Source organism: Xanthobacter sp. DMC12 (genome assembly GCF_056314105.1).
In genome coordinates this window covers 746,744-762,251 of sequence record NZ_JBQUYZ010000002.1, presented here as the reverse complement: position 1 = coordinate 762,251, position 15,508 = coordinate 746,744, and the positions used below count along the sequence as shown (strand labels likewise).

Below are 15,508 nucleotides of genomic sequence, written 5' to 3'. Positions count from 1 at the left end.
CTTCCCGGATGGCGACCCGCTCGACATCCTGCATGCGCCAGAGCTGCCCGACTGGCTGCACGCCATCCTCACCGGAAAGCGCGAGGAGGAGGCACCAAGCCGGCCACCCTCTGTTCCAGTTCCTGCAACGGTTCCGGACGCGTCCGCACCTGATTGCCGGCCGGGTGCCGCGCGGACGCTCGACATGGGCATCCTCGTCTGCGCGCTTGGGTGGAGAGCGCGTTCGATGCCGAGATCAAGGCACTCGAACAGTGCGGCACTGGCGGCCGGAACAATCAGCTCAACACGTCCGCCTTCGCCGTCTTCCAGCTCGTCGCGGCGGGGTGGGTGGCCGAGGATGTCGCCCATGGCGCGCTGGTGCAGGCGGCCGAAGCATGCGGGCTGGTCAAGGATGACGGCCGCCGATCGGTGCTGCGGACGATCGCGTCGGCACGCAAGGGCGGCATGGGGCAGCCTCGGCAGGTGCCGGAGGAGTTCCAGCGCGACGAGGAGATCGCGGCGGCGGCCGTGGAGCTGAACCGCGAACTGGCGGCGTCGTCCGATGGCACCATCCACGACGCGGCGACGGGCGAGGTGATCGAGCCGGAAAGCATGGCCGCCACGTGGGAAGTGCCCGACCTTTCTCTTTTGCGAGAAGGCCGCCGCACGCCTCCGACATTTCATCCTGAATGGCTGGGCCCGCATCTCGCACGCTGGGCTGAAGCTCAAGCCCGTGCGACGTGCGCGCCGATCGACTACGTGTCCGTCTCGCTCTTGGCGTTGGTCGGGGGTCTCCTTGGTAATCGCCGTCGCCCGCTCGCTGGCGCGGGTTGGGAAGAGCCTCCCACCTTGTTCGCAGCTCTGGTCGGCGATCCTTCATCGGGGAAGTCTCCAGCGTCTTCAGCAGTCATGTCGTTTGTGAACGGCGAAGAGGCCTCCCTCGACGCAGACTATCGGCATCGCCTGCGCGAGTACGAGGAAGAGAAGCTCGCCGCAGACGCTATCATGGCCGCTCACAAGAGCGCCGCTCGCGAAGCGATGCGGTCCAATCCTGAGCTTGCGGCTGCCATCCCTGTCGCTCTGCCTGAGGGCTTCCGGGAACCGATGAAGCCCTTCCTGAAGCGGATCGTCGTCCGCGACAGCACAATCGAACGCCTCGCTACGCTGTCTGCCGAGAACCCTGCCTGCCTGATCCTTCACCGCGACGAACTGGCGGGCCTTTTCGCCTCGTTCGGCCGGTACAGCGGGGGCGGCGGTAGTGATCGCCAGTTCTTCCTTGAAGCCTATGGCGGCCGCAGCTTCACGGTGGATCGCGTAAAGAGCGGCGATCCCATTCGCGTGCCGCATCTGAGCATCGGCATCATAGGCGCCCTTCAGCCGGACAAAGCCGCCGAGTTGCTGAAGGGCGCCGATGACGGCTTTGTTTCGCGTTTTCTTTGGAGCTGGCCCGACCCAGTTGCCGGTTTCCGCATCGCCAGTGAAACCTTCGACCGAGGCCCCGCTGAGCGCGTGGTTAATCGCTGTTGCCGGCTGCACATGCGCTCGAACGCGCCCCCGCTGCCGGACAGTCCCGTTCTACTGCCGCTGGAAGAACCGGCCCTCGCCGTGCTGGAGCGCTTCGCCCAGGCGATCAAGGTTCGTGAGAGCAGGGCGTCTCCACTATTGAAGAGCGCCCTTGGCAAGGCGCGTGGCCATGCGCTGCGGCTTTCCTGCGTGCTCACGCATCTCTGGTGGTGCGCCGATCCGCAAGCGTCGTGGGAGGATCCAGCGAACATCGGCGAAGCTGCTATGTCCACCGCGTGCGACATGATGGAGAGCTACTTCTTGCCGATGGCCGAACGGATATTCGGCGACGCATCGATCCCCGTCTCGGAAACCAATGCGGCCATCCTCGCTCGGCACATCCGCGAGAGGCGGCTTTCGCCATTCAATGCCTCGAAGGCGCGTTACACGGTGGGAGCACCGCTTCGCGAAACAAGCTCAATGGATGCGGGCTGAGCTGAACTGGTGGAGGCAGGCATTCTTCAGCCAATATCGGCTGCAGAAAAGCGGGGCCGACCGAGCAAGGATTTTTCCGTAAATCCGGCGATTTTTGCGCAGCCGGCCAATGGATGATGTGCAGGGTGGCCTCAGAAATGTGCTGGGCGACCGATCTTTTGCATAGTGGTGGCCTGCCCTCTTGCGACGGCTGAGATGGGCGGATGCTAATAGATGCTAATGGGTCGACCGCTATTTGAGGATGCCGGCCCTGTTGAGGTTTGTTGACCTTGGACAGCCCGCCTGGGGAAGCGATAAAGCGCGTCCGGACAAGATGTGCAGGCCGCCCGCAGGCTAAGAAATGCTAGGGGCAGGGAAGCCCAGAACCAGTCAAAACCAGACATGTCGGGGGCGGCTCCGGGGCCGGCTACAGCGCCAAGACGGCGACGACGCAAGCTGCGTCGCTCTTGATAATTCCAAACGTCACAGCGGCGGTCGAAGCCGCCATGGCTGAACGGGCGATGCATGGCGCATCGCCGCGCCTGCGCGGTGCTCTTATTAAAACTTATGGTCGGGAGCGCCTTTCACCACACCAAGGTGGGAAGCCCCTCAAGCCGCCAGCTCATATGGCCGGATCAGCAGCTCTGCCGGGATACCCCATTCGCGGTTGAGCTGCCGCACCATCTCCATGGTGAGCGCCCGCTTGCGGTTCAGGATTTCGGATGCGCGCGAAGCGGAGCCGAAGAGGCGGGCAAGGCCGGTCTGACCCTCGCCGCGCTGCTCCATCATAAAACGGATGATGTCCACCGGATCGCCTTCCGGAACAGGCCAGCGGGCATCCTCATAGCGCTCCACGAGGGTGGCGAGAATATCGAGCCGATCGGCCTCGGGCGAGCCGGGTGCGGCATCGAACAGGCGCTCGATCTCCGCAAGGGCCGCCGCATGGTCGGCCTCGGTGAGGATGGGGTTTATCTCCAAATCGGCCTCCTCAGAACAGCGATACGGTCAGTGCGTCGATCCTTTCGTACTCGGCATGGCTGCCGATGAACTTCACGAACGCAATCGCAAGGCTAAAATTGAAGGCGACGATCAGGCGATAGTCGCCCCCATGGATTTCGAACCGCACCCGCTCCCCATTTAGGGCCTTCGCCTTGGAGAAGGTGGCGAGCACGTCGGCAATGGATGCCCATCGGGCCGTCTTCGCCACCTGCTCCCAGTACTCCAGCGGCACCCGTGTCTCGGGATGACGCTCCCCGAAGGCGACGAGGGTGCTGCGGGCGATGATCCTCATGGCAGGGATGGTGCCTTCCCAATTTGGGAAAATCAAGGAAATTTCCCAAGATGGGAAGGTCGCTCAGCTCAGTAAGGCGGGGCCGGGCTTTTATCTGGCGTACAGCCCGATTGCTGGATTGAACCAATCCAGATTTATCTATTTGATAACACTATGATTTCCAGATTCTGGATAACTGGATTAACTGGCAAAGGAGAGAGGAAATAGGGGCGGTAGGGACAGCCGGTAGAGGACAGACCGAGGCTAGGCTTGGGCCGCCCGTGGTGCGGGCAGTGACAGGGCCTTCCATGGGAAGGAACTGCACGAGGTGGGGTCAGGGATGGGGTTACCCAGCCACGTCTGGCCTAAACCGCTTCTATATCATAATGTTAGGCTGATAGACTGGCGGAGAGAGAGGGATTCGAACCCTCGATACGGTTTCCCGTATACACGCGTTCCAGGCGTGCGCCTTCAACCACTCGGCCACCTCTCCAGCCGCATGCGCGAGGCGCATGCAGAACCTTACTCATAGACCACCGTCGAAGGCGGTCGATGCAGGGATGACGATGTTTAAGCGGGCTGGTTGAAGGCCCGCGATCCCGTCGCCCCTGTTCCGGGCCATCGCCGCAGGGGCGGGGCCGGGTCTCGCCGGTCGTCTCCAAGAAGGCTCGGGGAAGGGAGCGGGCCGCGAGGGCGTCGCATCCGGGCGAGGCGGCGGAATATAGCGGCTCGGCCTTGGTTGGCAAGCCGGAATCTCCGCCTTGCCAACAGGTCGCATCCGAGGCGCATCCGCCGTGCCGCCGGTCCCCGCGCGCCTCCGGCGAAGGGCGTTCGCGGCCCGCGCCGGCCAGCGCGATCTCAGTCGCGCAGGAGGTCGTTGATGGAGGTCTTGGAGCGGGTCTGCTCGTCCACCCGCTTCACGATCACCGCGCAATAGAGCGAGGGGCCGGGGGTGCCGTCGGGCAGCGGCTTGCCCGGGAGCGCGCCGGGCACCACCACCGAATAGGCCGGCACCTCGCCGATGAAGATCTCGCCCGTCTGCCGGTCGATGATCTTGGTGGACGCGGAGATGAACACGCCCATGGAGAGCACGGAGCCGCGGCGCACCACCACGCCCTCCACCACCTCGGAGCGGGCACCGATGAAGCAGTCGTCCTCGATGATGACCGGACCGGCCTGCAGCGGCTCCAGCACGCCGCCGATGCCGACGCCGCCGGAGAGGTGCACGTTCTTGCCGATCTGCGCGCAGGAGCCGACGGTGGCCCAGGTGTCCACCATGGTGCCCTCGCCCACATGGGCGCCCAGATTCACGAAGGAGGGCATCAGCACCACGTTCGGCGCGATGAAGGCGGAGCGGCGCACCACGGCGCCGGGCACGGCGCGGAAGCCGGCGGCGCGGAACTCGGCCTCGCCCCAGTTCAGAAACTTGGAGGGCACCTTGTCCCACCAATGGGCGCCGCCGGGGCCGCCCGGGATGGCTTCCATGTCGTTGAGGCGGAAGGAGAGCAGCACCGCCTTCTTGAGCCACTGATTCACCGTCCACTGACCGTTGGCGCTCTGCTCGGCCACGCGGGCGGCGCCGCTGTCCAGCAGGGTCAGCGCCTCGTTCACCGCGTCGCGCACGGCGCCGGTGGTGGCAAAGCCGATCTCGGCGCGCTTCTCGAAGGCGTCGTCGATGGTGGCGGCAAGGGCGGACAGGCGGGCGTCGGTCATGTCATCCTCCGGACGGGCGGCGTGGAGACGCGCCCTCTGATCGTTGCGGGAAAGGGGATCAGGCGCGTTCCTTGACGGCCACGAACTTCAGCTTGGGATATTCCTCGATGGCGCGGTCCAGCACCCACTGGCTGCGGGCGAGATAGACCGGCGCCTCGTCGCGGTCGCGCGCGGTGGAGGAGCGGTTCAGCTCGAGGAAGCGGTCCACCTCGGCCCGCTCGCCGACGATCCAGCGGGCGGTGACGAAGGAGGTGGTCTCGTAGCGGATGGGCACGCCGTATTCCTTCTCCAGCCGCGCGGCGAGCACGTCGAGCTGGAGGGTGCCGACCACGCCGACGATGGGGGCGGGATCGTTGACGGGCTTGAGCACCTGCACGACGCCCTCTTCCGCCATGTCCTGCAGCGCCTTTTGCAGCTGCTTGGCCTTCATGGGGTCGGAGAGCAGCACGCGGCGCAGGATTTCCGGGGCGAAGTCCGGCAGGCCCTCGAACTTGATGCTCTCGCCCTCGGAGAGGGTGTCGCCCACCCGGAGCATGCCGTGGTTGGGGATGCCGATGATGTCGCCGGCCACGGCCTCGTCCACCGTCTCGCGCTCCTGGGCGAAGAAGAAGATGGGGTTGGCGATGGCCATGTTGCGCTTCTCGCGCGGGTTGAACAGCTTCATGCCGCGCTTAAAGCGGCCCGAGCACAGGCGCACGAAGGCCACGCGGTCCCGGTGGTTCGGGTCCATGTTGGCCTGCACCTTGAAGACGAAGCCGGAGACGAGGTCCTCCGCCGGCTCCACCGTGCGGTCGCCGGCGGCGGAGCGTGGCAGCGGGCTCGGGCCGACGGAGCCGAGGCCGAACAGAAGTTCGGCGACGCCCGCCTCCTTCAGCGCCGAGCCGAAATAGACCGGCGAGAGATGGCCCTCGCGGAAGGCGGAAAGATCGAACGGCGGCAGCACGCCCAGCGCCAGCGTCAGGCTCTCCACCGCCTCGTTGAGGATGCGCTCCTCCACCCCGTCGAGGCCGATGAGGTCTTCGGGTTCGTTGAACGGCACCTCGCGCACCAGCGGGCCGCCGCGCTCGGTGGCGAGCAAAGCGCGCTTGTTGGCGATGTCGATGAGGCCGCGGAAATCCACGCCCATGCCGATGGGCCAGGTGAGCGGGGTGAGATCCAGCGCGAGGGTGGAGGACACCTCGTCCATCAGCGCGATGGGGTCGAGGCTTTCCCGGTCCACCTTGTTGACGAAGGTGAAGATGGGAATGTCGCGCAGGCGGCAGACCTCGAACAATTTGCGGGTCTGGCTCTCGATGCCCTTGGCGGCGTCGATCACCATCACCGCCGCGTCCACGGCCGAGAGGGTGCGGTAGGTGTCTTCCGAGAAGTCCGAGTGGCCGGGCGTGTCGAGCAGATTGAAGACGATGCCGTCGCGCTCGAACGTCATCACCGAGGAGGTGACGGAAATGCCGCGCTGCTGCTCGATTTCCATCCAGTCCGAGCGCGTGCGGCGGCGCTCGCCGCGCGCCTTCACGTGGCCGGCCATGCGGATGGCGCCGGAGGCAAGCAGAAGCTTTTCCGTGAGCGTGGTCTTGCCGGCGTCCGGATGCGAGATGATGGCGAAGGTGCGCCGGCGGGCAAAATCGGGCAGGTCCGCGAGGGCGGCGTTGGGCGTCTGGTCGAGCATGGGCGCCTTATAAGGGCAAATCGCGCGCCATGAAATGCCGTGTTGAAACGGCATCGGGGCACGGCGCCGCGCACCGCACCCCGATCCCGTGAGAATGGCCCGGATCGGGCTCTCGCCTCAGAACTTGTAGACGATGCCGCCGTTCACATAGGCGCTGGACACCTGGTCCTGGCCCAGTTGTTCCCCCACGGTGAAATTGCACGACAGGCCGTTGGCCGCCTCCACCGTGAGACCCGCCGCAAGGTTGGTCCACGCGCGGCCCGGCTGGTAGACCGGCATGGCGAAGGTGACCGGGGCGGTGAGCAGGCCGGCGGTGACGGAGCGGTCCTGATTCAGGAAATCATAATTGTAGCTCGCCTGCACGTTGGGCCGCACGGTGACGCCGGACAGCACGAAGGCATAGCTCGCCTGCCCGCCGAGGGTCACATAGAACAGTTCGCGCAGCTGGCTGCCGAACGACATGGCGCTGGAATTGCCGGCGGTCTCCGCATAGCCGTCCACCGTCGCCTGCTGGTAGGTGAGCTGCGCCAGCGGCGTCACCGTGGCCTGGCCGAAGGTGAAGTCGTAGCCGGTGGCGAGGCGGGCGCCGTAATAGACGCCGCTGGTGTTGCCCATGTCGGTGCGCAGCGCCGCGCCGAGCGCGAACTGGCGCTGGATGGAATTGTAGTCGATGGAGCCGACGGTGCCGGAGAGCTGGGCGAAGGCGCCGCCGAAGCGGGCATTGGCGTAGATCGTGCCGTTGAACATCTCGGCGTCGTAGCCGCCGCTCAGCGCGCTGAAACTATAGCTGCCGCTGGCGTAGCTCAGAAGCGCGCCGACGCTGACGCCGTTTCCGAAGCCGTATTCAAGCCCCACATAGCCGGCCGTGGCGCTGCCGTCCGAGCCTGAATGGTCGCGGGTCGGGTCGAGGCTGTAGGTGCTGTAATCGATGTTGGTATAGAGCTGGAAGCCCTTGGGCGTGCCCGTGCCGATGCGGGTGTCGAGGGTGCGGTAGATGCCGCGGCCCACGTAGATCGGGCTTTCCGCCAGCATGCCGATGAGGCCGGGCGCATCGATGATGGATTCGATGTATTCCGCCAGGAGCGCATGACCGGCGGGGGTCGGATGCACGATGTCGGCGAAAAGGTAGTCATTCTGGGCATTCGGCGCCACGAGGGTGTTGGCGGTGCAGGTGAGCGAGAACTCCTGCTGGCACGCCTTGTCCGTGACGTTGGTGAAGCCGTACATGTGCGGGTTCGCGATCACCTCGTTCACCAGCGCATAGTCATCCACGAAGATGATGTTCGAGCCGCCGAGGTGCCGCAGATCCTTGTAGAGGGTCGCGTTGTAGGCGGTGACGGCGGCGCCGAAGAACTGGCCCTCGGGCAGCACGCTGGTGACGGGCGCCTTGGAGATGTCCGGCAGGTTCGGCACGATGATGTACCGCGCGCCGGCCTTCGAGAGCGTGTGGATGTTTTCCACGTGCTGGTTGGCGGCCGCCACCACGTTCTCGATGGCCTTGTCCTCGGTGATGGCGCCGAGGTTGAGCAGGATGGCCTGGGTGAAAACGTCGTTGGCGCCCGCCCACATGGAATAGAGCGCGTTCGGCCGGGCGACGCCGCCGGTGGAATCGAGATAGGTCTCGAGCTGCTGCGTCTCGCCCAAGGTATTGCTCGGGTAGACGACGCATTTGGGAATATTGTAGCCCGAATCCACGCAGGCGCCGCCCTGGGCGTAATTCGTGCCGCCCACCACCGTGCTGGTGCCGCTCACCGTGTCGATGGCGAGATAGGGCGAGACGTCGATCCCGTAATGCTGGCCCACCCGCATGTCCCACACGTCGCCGGGGTTCACCGTGAACCGCACCGACTGGAGCTGGCCGTCGACGACCACGTAATAGGTTCCCGCGTCGCTCAGGCTGTCCCCGAACACGTAGAAGTTCGAGAACTCATGGGCCTGGGCGGTCCCCAGGGCACCGAACGAGACGGATGAAAGCAAAGCGGCAAGCGCAATCGACGACCGTGAAATCATGCTGAGTCCCCCCAAGGCAGCCCCTTGGAAGGGCGATGGTCCCCTGCCACCCCCGTGCGAGGATACCGCCCGATCCCGACGGAACAGGACCACGGCCAAGGTCACGATACCACCGTACCCCGCTGCCGTTGGTTTGATTTCCGGCTAGTGATGCCCTACCGACACACCCCCAAGCCACCTGCCGTTGCGTGCGGCGCCCCGCCGGACACGCCGGGGTAGCGGGCCTAGGGCGCCTCGTTCAGGGCGCGTAGAGCCGCCCCATCCGCTCCACCGTCTCCCTCACGCGCGCCCGCAGCTCCGGCGGCTCCAGCACCTCCGCCTCGGGGCCGAAGCGCAGCAGCTCGCTCGCTGCCTCCGAGAGCGAGCCGACCCTGAGGGTGACGATCAGGTAGCCCTCGGCGTCCGGTTCGCCCGCCACCATCCCCGCCCGCGAGAAGGTGGAGGTGACATGCTCCAGAATCCGCTGGCCAAGGGGGGAGAGGCGGAGGGTGGCGCGGTTCGGGTACATCTCCTGCTCCAACCGCCGGGTATTTTCGGCCCAATGCGCGGCGAGGTCGAAGCCGGACGGCGGTTCGAACCGCTCGGCGAGTGCCTCCAGCTCCCGGATGCGGCTGATGCGGTACGTCCGCACGCTGGCCTCCACCGCACCCACGAGGTACCAGGCACCGCTTTTCAGCACGAGGCCGAGCGGTGCGACGCGCCGGCGCTTCTCGGCCCGCCACGACTGGTAGCGGATCTCGATGAGGTGCTGCTCCCACGCCGCCGCCGCGACAGTCTGGAGGAAGGGCGGCTCTTCCGCCTCGTAGAACCAGCCCGGCGCATCGAGATGGAACCGCGCGCGCATGCGGGCGGCGGCGCTGCGCAGATTGGCGGGCAGGCCGGCGGTGACCTTGGTCTGCGCCGCGGCGAGGACGGCGCCGAGGCCCAGGGCGGTGGCCGCCTCGCCGAGGCCGGAGAGGAACAGGGCCTGCGCCTCCTGCGCGGAGAGGCCGTTCAGCCGCGTGCGATAGCCCTCCAGCAACCGGTAGCCGCCGCCCGCGCCGCGCTCGGCATAGACGGGCACGCCCGCCGCGCTCAGGGCGTCGATGTCGCGATAGATGGTGCGAAGGGACACCTCGCACTCCTCCGCGAGGGCCTGGGCGGTGACCGCGCCGCGGGCCTGGAGCACCATGAGGATGGAGAGGAGGCGGCTGGCGCGCATGTGGATAGAGCTAGCAAACCTGACAGAAGGTGTCAGCCTTGGCCGGTTAGAGGATGGGTCTCACCTCCCGCCACAGGAGATTTCATGACCGCCGACGACACCGTGACCCTGTTCTTCTCCCCCAACACCCGCGCCACTTGCGCGCTCACTTTGCTGGAGGAGCTGGGCGCGCCCTACCGCCTCCATGTGCTCAACATGAAGGCCGGCGAGCAGCGCCAGCCGGCCTACCTCGCCGTCAATCCCATGGGGAAGGTGCCGGCCATCCTGCACCGGGGCGAGTTCGTCACCGAGCAGGTGGCGATCTTCATCTATCTCGCCGACGCCTTCCCCGAGGCCGGTCTCGCGCCTGCCATCGGCGCGCCGGGGCGGGGGGCGTATCTGCGCTGGCTCGCCTATTACGCGGCCTGCTACGAGCCCGCCCTCATGGACCGCGCCCTGGAGCGCGAAGCCGGTCCGGCCTCCATGTGCCCCTATGGCGACTTCGGCACCATGCTCGACACGGTGACGCGGGAACTGGGGGCAAAGCCCTATCTCCTCGGCGACCGCTGCACGGCGGCCGACATCCTCTGGGGCAACGCCTTCCGCTGGGGCGTGATGTTCAAGCTGGTGCCGGAAACGCCGGTGATCGCCGATTACGTCCGGCGCATCACCGGCCGACCGGCGGCCCTCAAGGTGGCGGAGCTGGATGCACGGCTCGCCGCCGAGCATCAGGCGGCGGTGGATGCCGCCGCGTCGCCGGGCTGAGCGCCCCAGCCCTCCCCCTGCGAAAGGCCGCTTTGCAAAATGCCGGAAATCGCTCCAGAACGGACGGCAGGCAAGAACAGGCCCGTGCGCCCCGGGGCGGCACGGGCGGGGAGGACCAGATGGGCGAGAAGCGGATGGATCGCGGGCCGGGCCATCGGCAACCCGTGGGACTCGCGCTGACGAGGCGCCCCGGGAGCCGCCGCGCCGTGGCCCTCGCGGCGGTGCTGCTCCTCTCCGGCGCGGCACCGGCGCTGGCGCTGATGTCGCCGCAGGTCTACGCCACCGCCCGCGACGGCGCGAAGAGCGTCATCGTCCTCGCGGTGGAAGCGGTGACGATCACCCCGCGCGCCTTCGGCACCTGCGCGGTGACGGGAACGGTGAAGGTGGTGGAGCGCGGCACGGCCTACGCCGTCGATCAGAAGGTGACGCTCGACGTCCCCTGCGCCCGCCCCAACGCCTTGCCCCCGCTGGGCGGCACCATCTATCAGGAAACCGACAAGCTGCAGGCCGCGAAATTCGGCCGCGCCTATCTCGACGCCGACGGCAAGCTGGTGCTCTCGCAGTATTTCCAGCTGGAGGCGCTGCCCTGACGGGCGTCAGCCATCAGAGCAGACCGTCCTGACCGGACTTGTCCCGGTCATCCACGTGGATGGTCTGGGAATGCCTATCCGACCGACAGCGCCAGTGGCCCGACGTGGATGGCCGGGACAAACCCGGCCATGACGCACCGTTTAGGGGAGCGTAGGCAGTCGGCTCAGTCGCCCTGGCCGGGCTCCGGGGAGAACAGCTCTTCCTTGCCGGGCTTGCCGTCCCATTCCTTGGCGTCGGGCGGGGCGTCGCGCTTCAGGGTGATGTTGGGCCAGGTCTTGGCGTATTCGGCGTTGAGCGCGAGCCACTTCTCCAGCCCCGGCTCGGCATCGGGCTTGATGGCCTCGGCCGGGCACTCCGGCTCGCAGACGCCGCAATCGATGCACTCGTCGGGGTGGATGACGAGCATGTTCTCGCCCTCGTAGAAACAGTCCACCGGGCACACGGACACGCAATCCATGTATTTGCAGCGGATGCAGTTCTCGGTGACGACGTAGGTCATGGGCAATCCCTTTCGAGGGGTCCGGGTAGCGCAGGCGCACGCGCCACGCAAGCGGCTGCAAGCCGCAGGCCCCTAAACACCGCTACGCTTCTGTTATTTCCTCGAAAAGCGCGAGGGCGGATGTAGCATCTCCCCGGCGCTCCGCAAAGGCGGTGACGCGCAGCACCCGCACCTGCCGGTCGAGGGCGATGGTGAGCACCTGCCCCGCCCGCACCATGTGGCCGGGGCTGGTCACCCGCGCGCCGTCGAGCCGCACATGGCCCGAGCGGATGAGATCGGCGGCGTCCTCGCGGGCGCGCACCACGCGGGCGTGCCAGATCCAGCGGTCGAGCCTCTGCCGCTCCGCCGGATCCGTCACGGGTCAGCCGCCCTTCTTCTCCGCCTCCAGCCGCGCCTTCAGCGCGGCGAGGGCGGCAAACGGGCTATCGGGGTCCGCCGGCTTCTCGCGGCGACGCTCCTGATGGGCGGGGCGGTTGTCCGCCCGCTGCTCGGGACGCGGCCCACGATGGCCCTCGTTCCGGTGGCCTTCCTGCCGATGCTCGCGGTTGCCCTCGTTCTCGCGCGGGCCGCGGAACGGGCGGTCGCCACGCGGCGGACGCGGCGCGCGCTCGCCTTCGGGGGCACCGGCCTCGGCGGGAGCATGCTCGGGACGGCGATGGGGCGGACGGCCATCGCGACGCTCGCCGCGGCCACCACCCTTCTCGCCACCGCGATCGCCACCGGGACGATCGCCGAAGCGGCGGCCTTCGCCGGCCGGGCGCTCGCGACGCGGCGCGCCCGGCGGACGGCCGGGACGCCACACCTCGATCAGCTCGGGCTCGGCGGGAGCGGCGTCGGCCGCGGGAGCCTCGGCAACGACCTCTGCGGCGCCTTCCACCGCCTCGGGGCCACCGGGGGCGGCGGGGGCCTCCACCTCGGCCGCGACTTCGGCGGCGGTGGGATCGCCGGACACCTCGACCGCCTCGGCGGCAGCCTCGGCCTCGGCCGCATCGGCCAGAACCACATCGGCGGGGGTTTCTTCGGCGGGCGCTTCCTCGGCGGGAACATCCTCGGCGGGCGCCTCAACAAGCGCCTCGTCCACCGATTCGGCCGGCGCTTCCGCCGGGGCGTCGAACAGGAGATCCGCCTCGATGGCGCCTTCCGGCAGCGGGGCCAGCTCCACGGGGGCGGCTTCCGGCGCAGCGGCGGGGGCCTCGGCCTCCGGCGGCGGCGGGGGGCGGCGCTCCATGCGGTAGCCCAGCGACTTCAGGATGGAGGCGAAATCCTCCCCCGAGCAGCCGGCCAGCGAGGTCATGCCCACGGTGACGGTGAAGCCACGGCCATCCACAGCCCCGGCCGGCTTGGGGCCGGGCGAGTTGGGCCGCCACGCCAGCGCGGGGCGGATGAGGTCGGCGAGGCGCTCCAGAATGTCCACGCGCACCGCGCGCTCGCCGCACACGCGGAAGCCGACGGCGCGATAGAGCCCCTTCTGTACCTCGTGATCCACCGGAATGGAGGTGCGGCCGGAAGCGGCGAGGTGCGGCAGCTCGTCGAGGCCCTTCTGGGCGAGGCCGCCGTGCTTCAGCGCGTAAAGCTCCGCCGCCAGCGCGCGCGGGGCGGGCTTCAGCAGCGCCGGCAGGTAGATGTGATGGGCGCCGAAGCGCACGCCATGGCCACGCAGCGTGGCGCGGGCGGCCTGATCCAGCCCCTTCACCTCGTCGGCGACGCGGGCACGCTCCAGCACGCCGAGGCTCTCGACGATCTGGAAAGCGATGCCGCGGGCGATGCCGGTGATGTCCTCGGCGGTGCCGAGCTTGGTGAGCGCGCCGAGCAGCTTCTCGATATGGGCGGCCACCCACAGGGTGAGGCGCGCCTCCACCTGGTCGCGGGCCGGGCCGGTGAGATGCTCGTCGGCGATGATCTTGAAGCGCGGCTTCAGCACCTCGTCGCCGGGGATGAGCTTGGCCACCGCCTCGCCCGTCCAGCGGATGGTGCCGTCGAAGGTGAGGACGAACGCCTCGTCCACCGCCTGCGACAGGCGCTGGGCGCGCTGCTCGATCTCGCCGGCCAGCGCCTGCTGGGCGGCGGCGCGCAATGCCTTGGCCTCCTCGCCACCGGCCGCGGCTGCGGGGTCGGGGGCGAACTGGAAGCCGTGGAGGTGGCCGATGACGTGGCCTTCGACGGTAACGTCACCGGTCTTGCTGATTTCAGTTTCGAGCATCGTGTTCTCTCGCAGGCGCCGCATGAGCACGCTGGTCCGCCGATCCACGAAACGCTGGGCCAGCCTTTCGTGCAACGCATCCGACAGCTTGTCCTCGACCCCTCTCGTGACGCCTTGCCAGTGCTCCGGATCCCTGAGCCAGTCGGGCCGGTTCGCAACGAAGGTGAGGGTCCTCACCTGCGCAATCCGGTTCGACAACGTGTCGATGTCGCCTTCTGCGCGATCGGTCAAGGCGATTTGACGCGCGAACCAGTCATCGGGGATGCGGCCACCCCCCTTTATGTGCCCGAAAAGGGTCCCCACCAGCTCCGCATGGGCGCCCGGGGAGACCTTGCGATAGTCCGGCACCTGGCAGGCATCCCACAGCCGTTCCACGTCGGCGGCGCCGTCGAGACGGCCCGTCACCTCCATGTCCCGGCTCATGATTTCAAGCACCGCAACGTCATCGGCGGTGGGCGCGCGGGTCAGCCCCTCCTCCTTCGGCAGGCGCGAAAGGGAGGCGAGGAGCGAGGCGGGCGACTGGAAATCCGCGACGGCGTTGCGCCATTGCAACACCTTCGCAGTGTCGAACACATGTTCCTCCAGCCGCGAGACCAGTTCCTCCTCGAACGGTGGACAACGTCCCGTCGTGCCGAACGTGCCATCGCGCGTCGCACGGCCGGCGCGCCCGGCGATCTGCGCCATCTCGGAGGCGTTGAGCTTGCGATACTGCCAGCCGTCGAACTTGCGGTCCGAGGCGAAGGCCACATGGTCCACGTCGAGGTTGAGGCCCATGCCGATGGCATCGGTGGCAACGAGATAATCCACGTCGCCGGACTGGTAGAGCTCGACCTGCGCATTGCGGGTGCGCGGCGAGAGGGCGCCCATCACCACCGCCGCACCGCCGCGCTGGCGGCGGATGAACTCGGCGATGGAATAGACCTCGTCCGCCGAGAAGGCGACGATGGCCGAGCGGCGCGGCAGCCGGGAAATCTTGCGCTCGCCGGCGAAGGAGAGGGTGGAAAGGCGCGGGCGCACCACCACGTTCACGCCGGGAATGAGCTTTTCCACCAGCGGGCGCATGGTGGCCGAGCCGAGCAGCAGCGTCTCGTGCCGGCCGCGCCGGTTCAGGATGCGGTCGGTGAAGACGTGGCCGCGGTCGAGATCGGTGGCGAGCTGGATCTCGTCGATGGCGACGAAGGCCACGTCGAGATCGCGCGGCATGGCCTCCACGGTGGAGACCCAGTAGCGGGCGTTCTTCGGCTTGATCTTCTCCTCGCCGGTGATGAGCGCGACCTTCTCCGCCCCCACCCGGTCGACGATGCGCTGATAGACCTCGCGCGCGAGCAGGCGCAGCGGCAGGCCGATGATGCCGCTCTCATGGCCGAGCATCCGCTCGATGGCGAGGTGGGTCTTGCCCGTGTTGGTCGGGCCAAGGACCGCGCTCACCCCCCGCGCCCTCAGATTGCGCGGCAGCACGGCCCATCGGGTGACGTCGTCCATCGGCTCTGGCGCAATCCACGTAAAGGAGGGGTGTCCCTGTATCATATCGGGACGCGGGGGCGATGGCGAAAGGGGGCGCGCGGACATTCGCGGAACGGGAGGGGAGCGAATCAGGTGAGGGGCCGGGTTCGCGGGGTGTTCTCCCGGGCGGCAGGCCAGTGCGCGCCCTCCCTGCC

Annotated in this window: 12 protein-coding genes and 1 tRNA gene; 3 read left to right on the top strand and 10 right to left on the bottom strand. The window is 67.8% G+C overall.

The annotated features are described in order from the left end of the window. Positions 1–210 precede the first annotated feature (210 nt). Positions 211–1,977: a DUF3987 domain-containing protein gene (locus ACT535_RS11640; RefSeq protein WP_476364464.1), complete on the top strand. Its 1,767-nt coding sequence runs from the start codon at positions 211–213 to the stop codon at positions 1,975–1,977. A 588-nt stretch (positions 1,978–2,565) separates the two neighbouring features. Here the strand turns inward: ACT535_RS11640 and ACT535_RS11635 are convergent. The 7 genes from ACT535_RS11635 to ACT535_RS11605 form a co-directional block, all read right to left on the bottom strand. Next, positions 2,566–2,934: a helix-turn-helix domain-containing protein gene (locus tag ACT535_RS11635; RefSeq protein WP_476364463.1), complete on the bottom strand. Its 369-nt coding sequence runs from the start codon at positions 2,932–2,934 to the stop codon at positions 2,566–2,568. A gap of 10 nt (positions 2,935–2,944) precedes the next feature. After that, positions 2,945–3,247: a type II toxin-antitoxin system HigB family toxin gene (locus tag ACT535_RS11630; RefSeq protein WP_476364462.1), complete on the bottom strand. Its 303-nt coding sequence runs from the start codon at positions 3,245–3,247 to the stop codon at positions 2,945–2,947. Between the two features lie 382 nt (positions 3,248–3,629). Then, positions 3,630–3,719, bottom strand: a tRNA-Ser gene (locus ACT535_RS11625). Positions 3,720–4,084: 365 nt separating this feature from the next. After that, complete coding sequence (gene dapD, locus ACT535_RS11620) at positions 4,085–4,939, bottom strand: 2,3,4,5-tetrahydropyridine-2,6-dicarboxylate N-succinyltransferase (protein WP_476364461.1); 855 nt, start codon at positions 4,937–4,939, stop codon at positions 4,085–4,087. Between the two features lie 58 nt (positions 4,940–4,997). After that, on the bottom strand, positions 4,998–6,605 hold the full coding sequence (locus ACT535_RS11615) for a peptide chain release factor 3 (RefSeq protein WP_476364460.1): 1,608 nt from the start codon (positions 6,603–6,605) through the stop codon (positions 4,998–5,000). Between the two features lie 117 nt (positions 6,606–6,722). Next, positions 6,723–8,615 (bottom strand): autotransporter domain-containing protein, encoded by a 1,893-nt coding sequence (locus ACT535_RS11610; protein WP_476364459.1) that lies wholly within the window; start codon positions 8,613–8,615, stop codon positions 6,723–6,725. Between the two features lie 238 nt (positions 8,616–8,853). Further along, positions 8,854–9,816, bottom strand: coding sequence for a helix-turn-helix transcriptional regulator (locus tag ACT535_RS11605; protein ID WP_476364458.1), 963 nt, complete (start codon positions 9,814–9,816; stop codon positions 8,854–8,856). An 84-nt stretch (positions 9,817–9,900) separates the two neighbouring features. Here ACT535_RS11605 and ACT535_RS11600 point away from each other — a divergent pair, with 84 nt between their 5' ends. After that, positions 9,901–10,560, top strand: coding sequence for a glutathione S-transferase family protein (locus tag ACT535_RS11600; RefSeq protein WP_476364457.1), 660 nt, complete (start codon positions 9,901–9,903; stop codon positions 10,558–10,560). 206 nt (positions 10,561–10,766) lie between these two features. Then, positions 10,767–11,150 carry a hypothetical protein gene (locus tag ACT535_RS11595; RefSeq protein WP_168462363.1) on the top strand — a complete coding sequence of 128 codons (384 nt, stop codon included), beginning with the start codon at positions 10,767–10,769 and terminating at the stop codon, positions 11,148–11,150. A gap of 164 nt (positions 11,151–11,314) precedes the next feature. Here the strand turns inward: ACT535_RS11595 and fdxA are convergent, their stop codons facing one another. From fdxA to ACT535_RS11580, 3 genes are all read right to left on the bottom strand, one after another. Further along, positions 11,315–11,650 (bottom strand): ferredoxin FdxA, encoded by a 336-nt coding sequence (gene fdxA, locus ACT535_RS11590; protein ID WP_168462362.1) that lies wholly within the window; start codon positions 11,648–11,650, stop codon positions 11,315–11,317. Between the two features lie 82 nt (positions 11,651–11,732). Next, complete coding sequence (locus ACT535_RS11585; protein WP_168462361.1) at positions 11,733–12,008, bottom strand: S4 domain-containing protein; 276 nt, start codon at positions 12,006–12,008, stop codon at positions 11,733–11,735. A 3-nt stretch (positions 12,009–12,011) separates the two neighbouring features. After that, positions 12,012–15,332 (bottom strand): helicase-related protein, encoded by a 3,321-nt coding sequence (locus ACT535_RS11580; RefSeq protein WP_476364456.1) that lies wholly within the window; start codon positions 15,330–15,332, stop codon positions 12,012–12,014. Between the last annotated feature and the right edge of the window lie 176 nt (positions 15,333–15,508).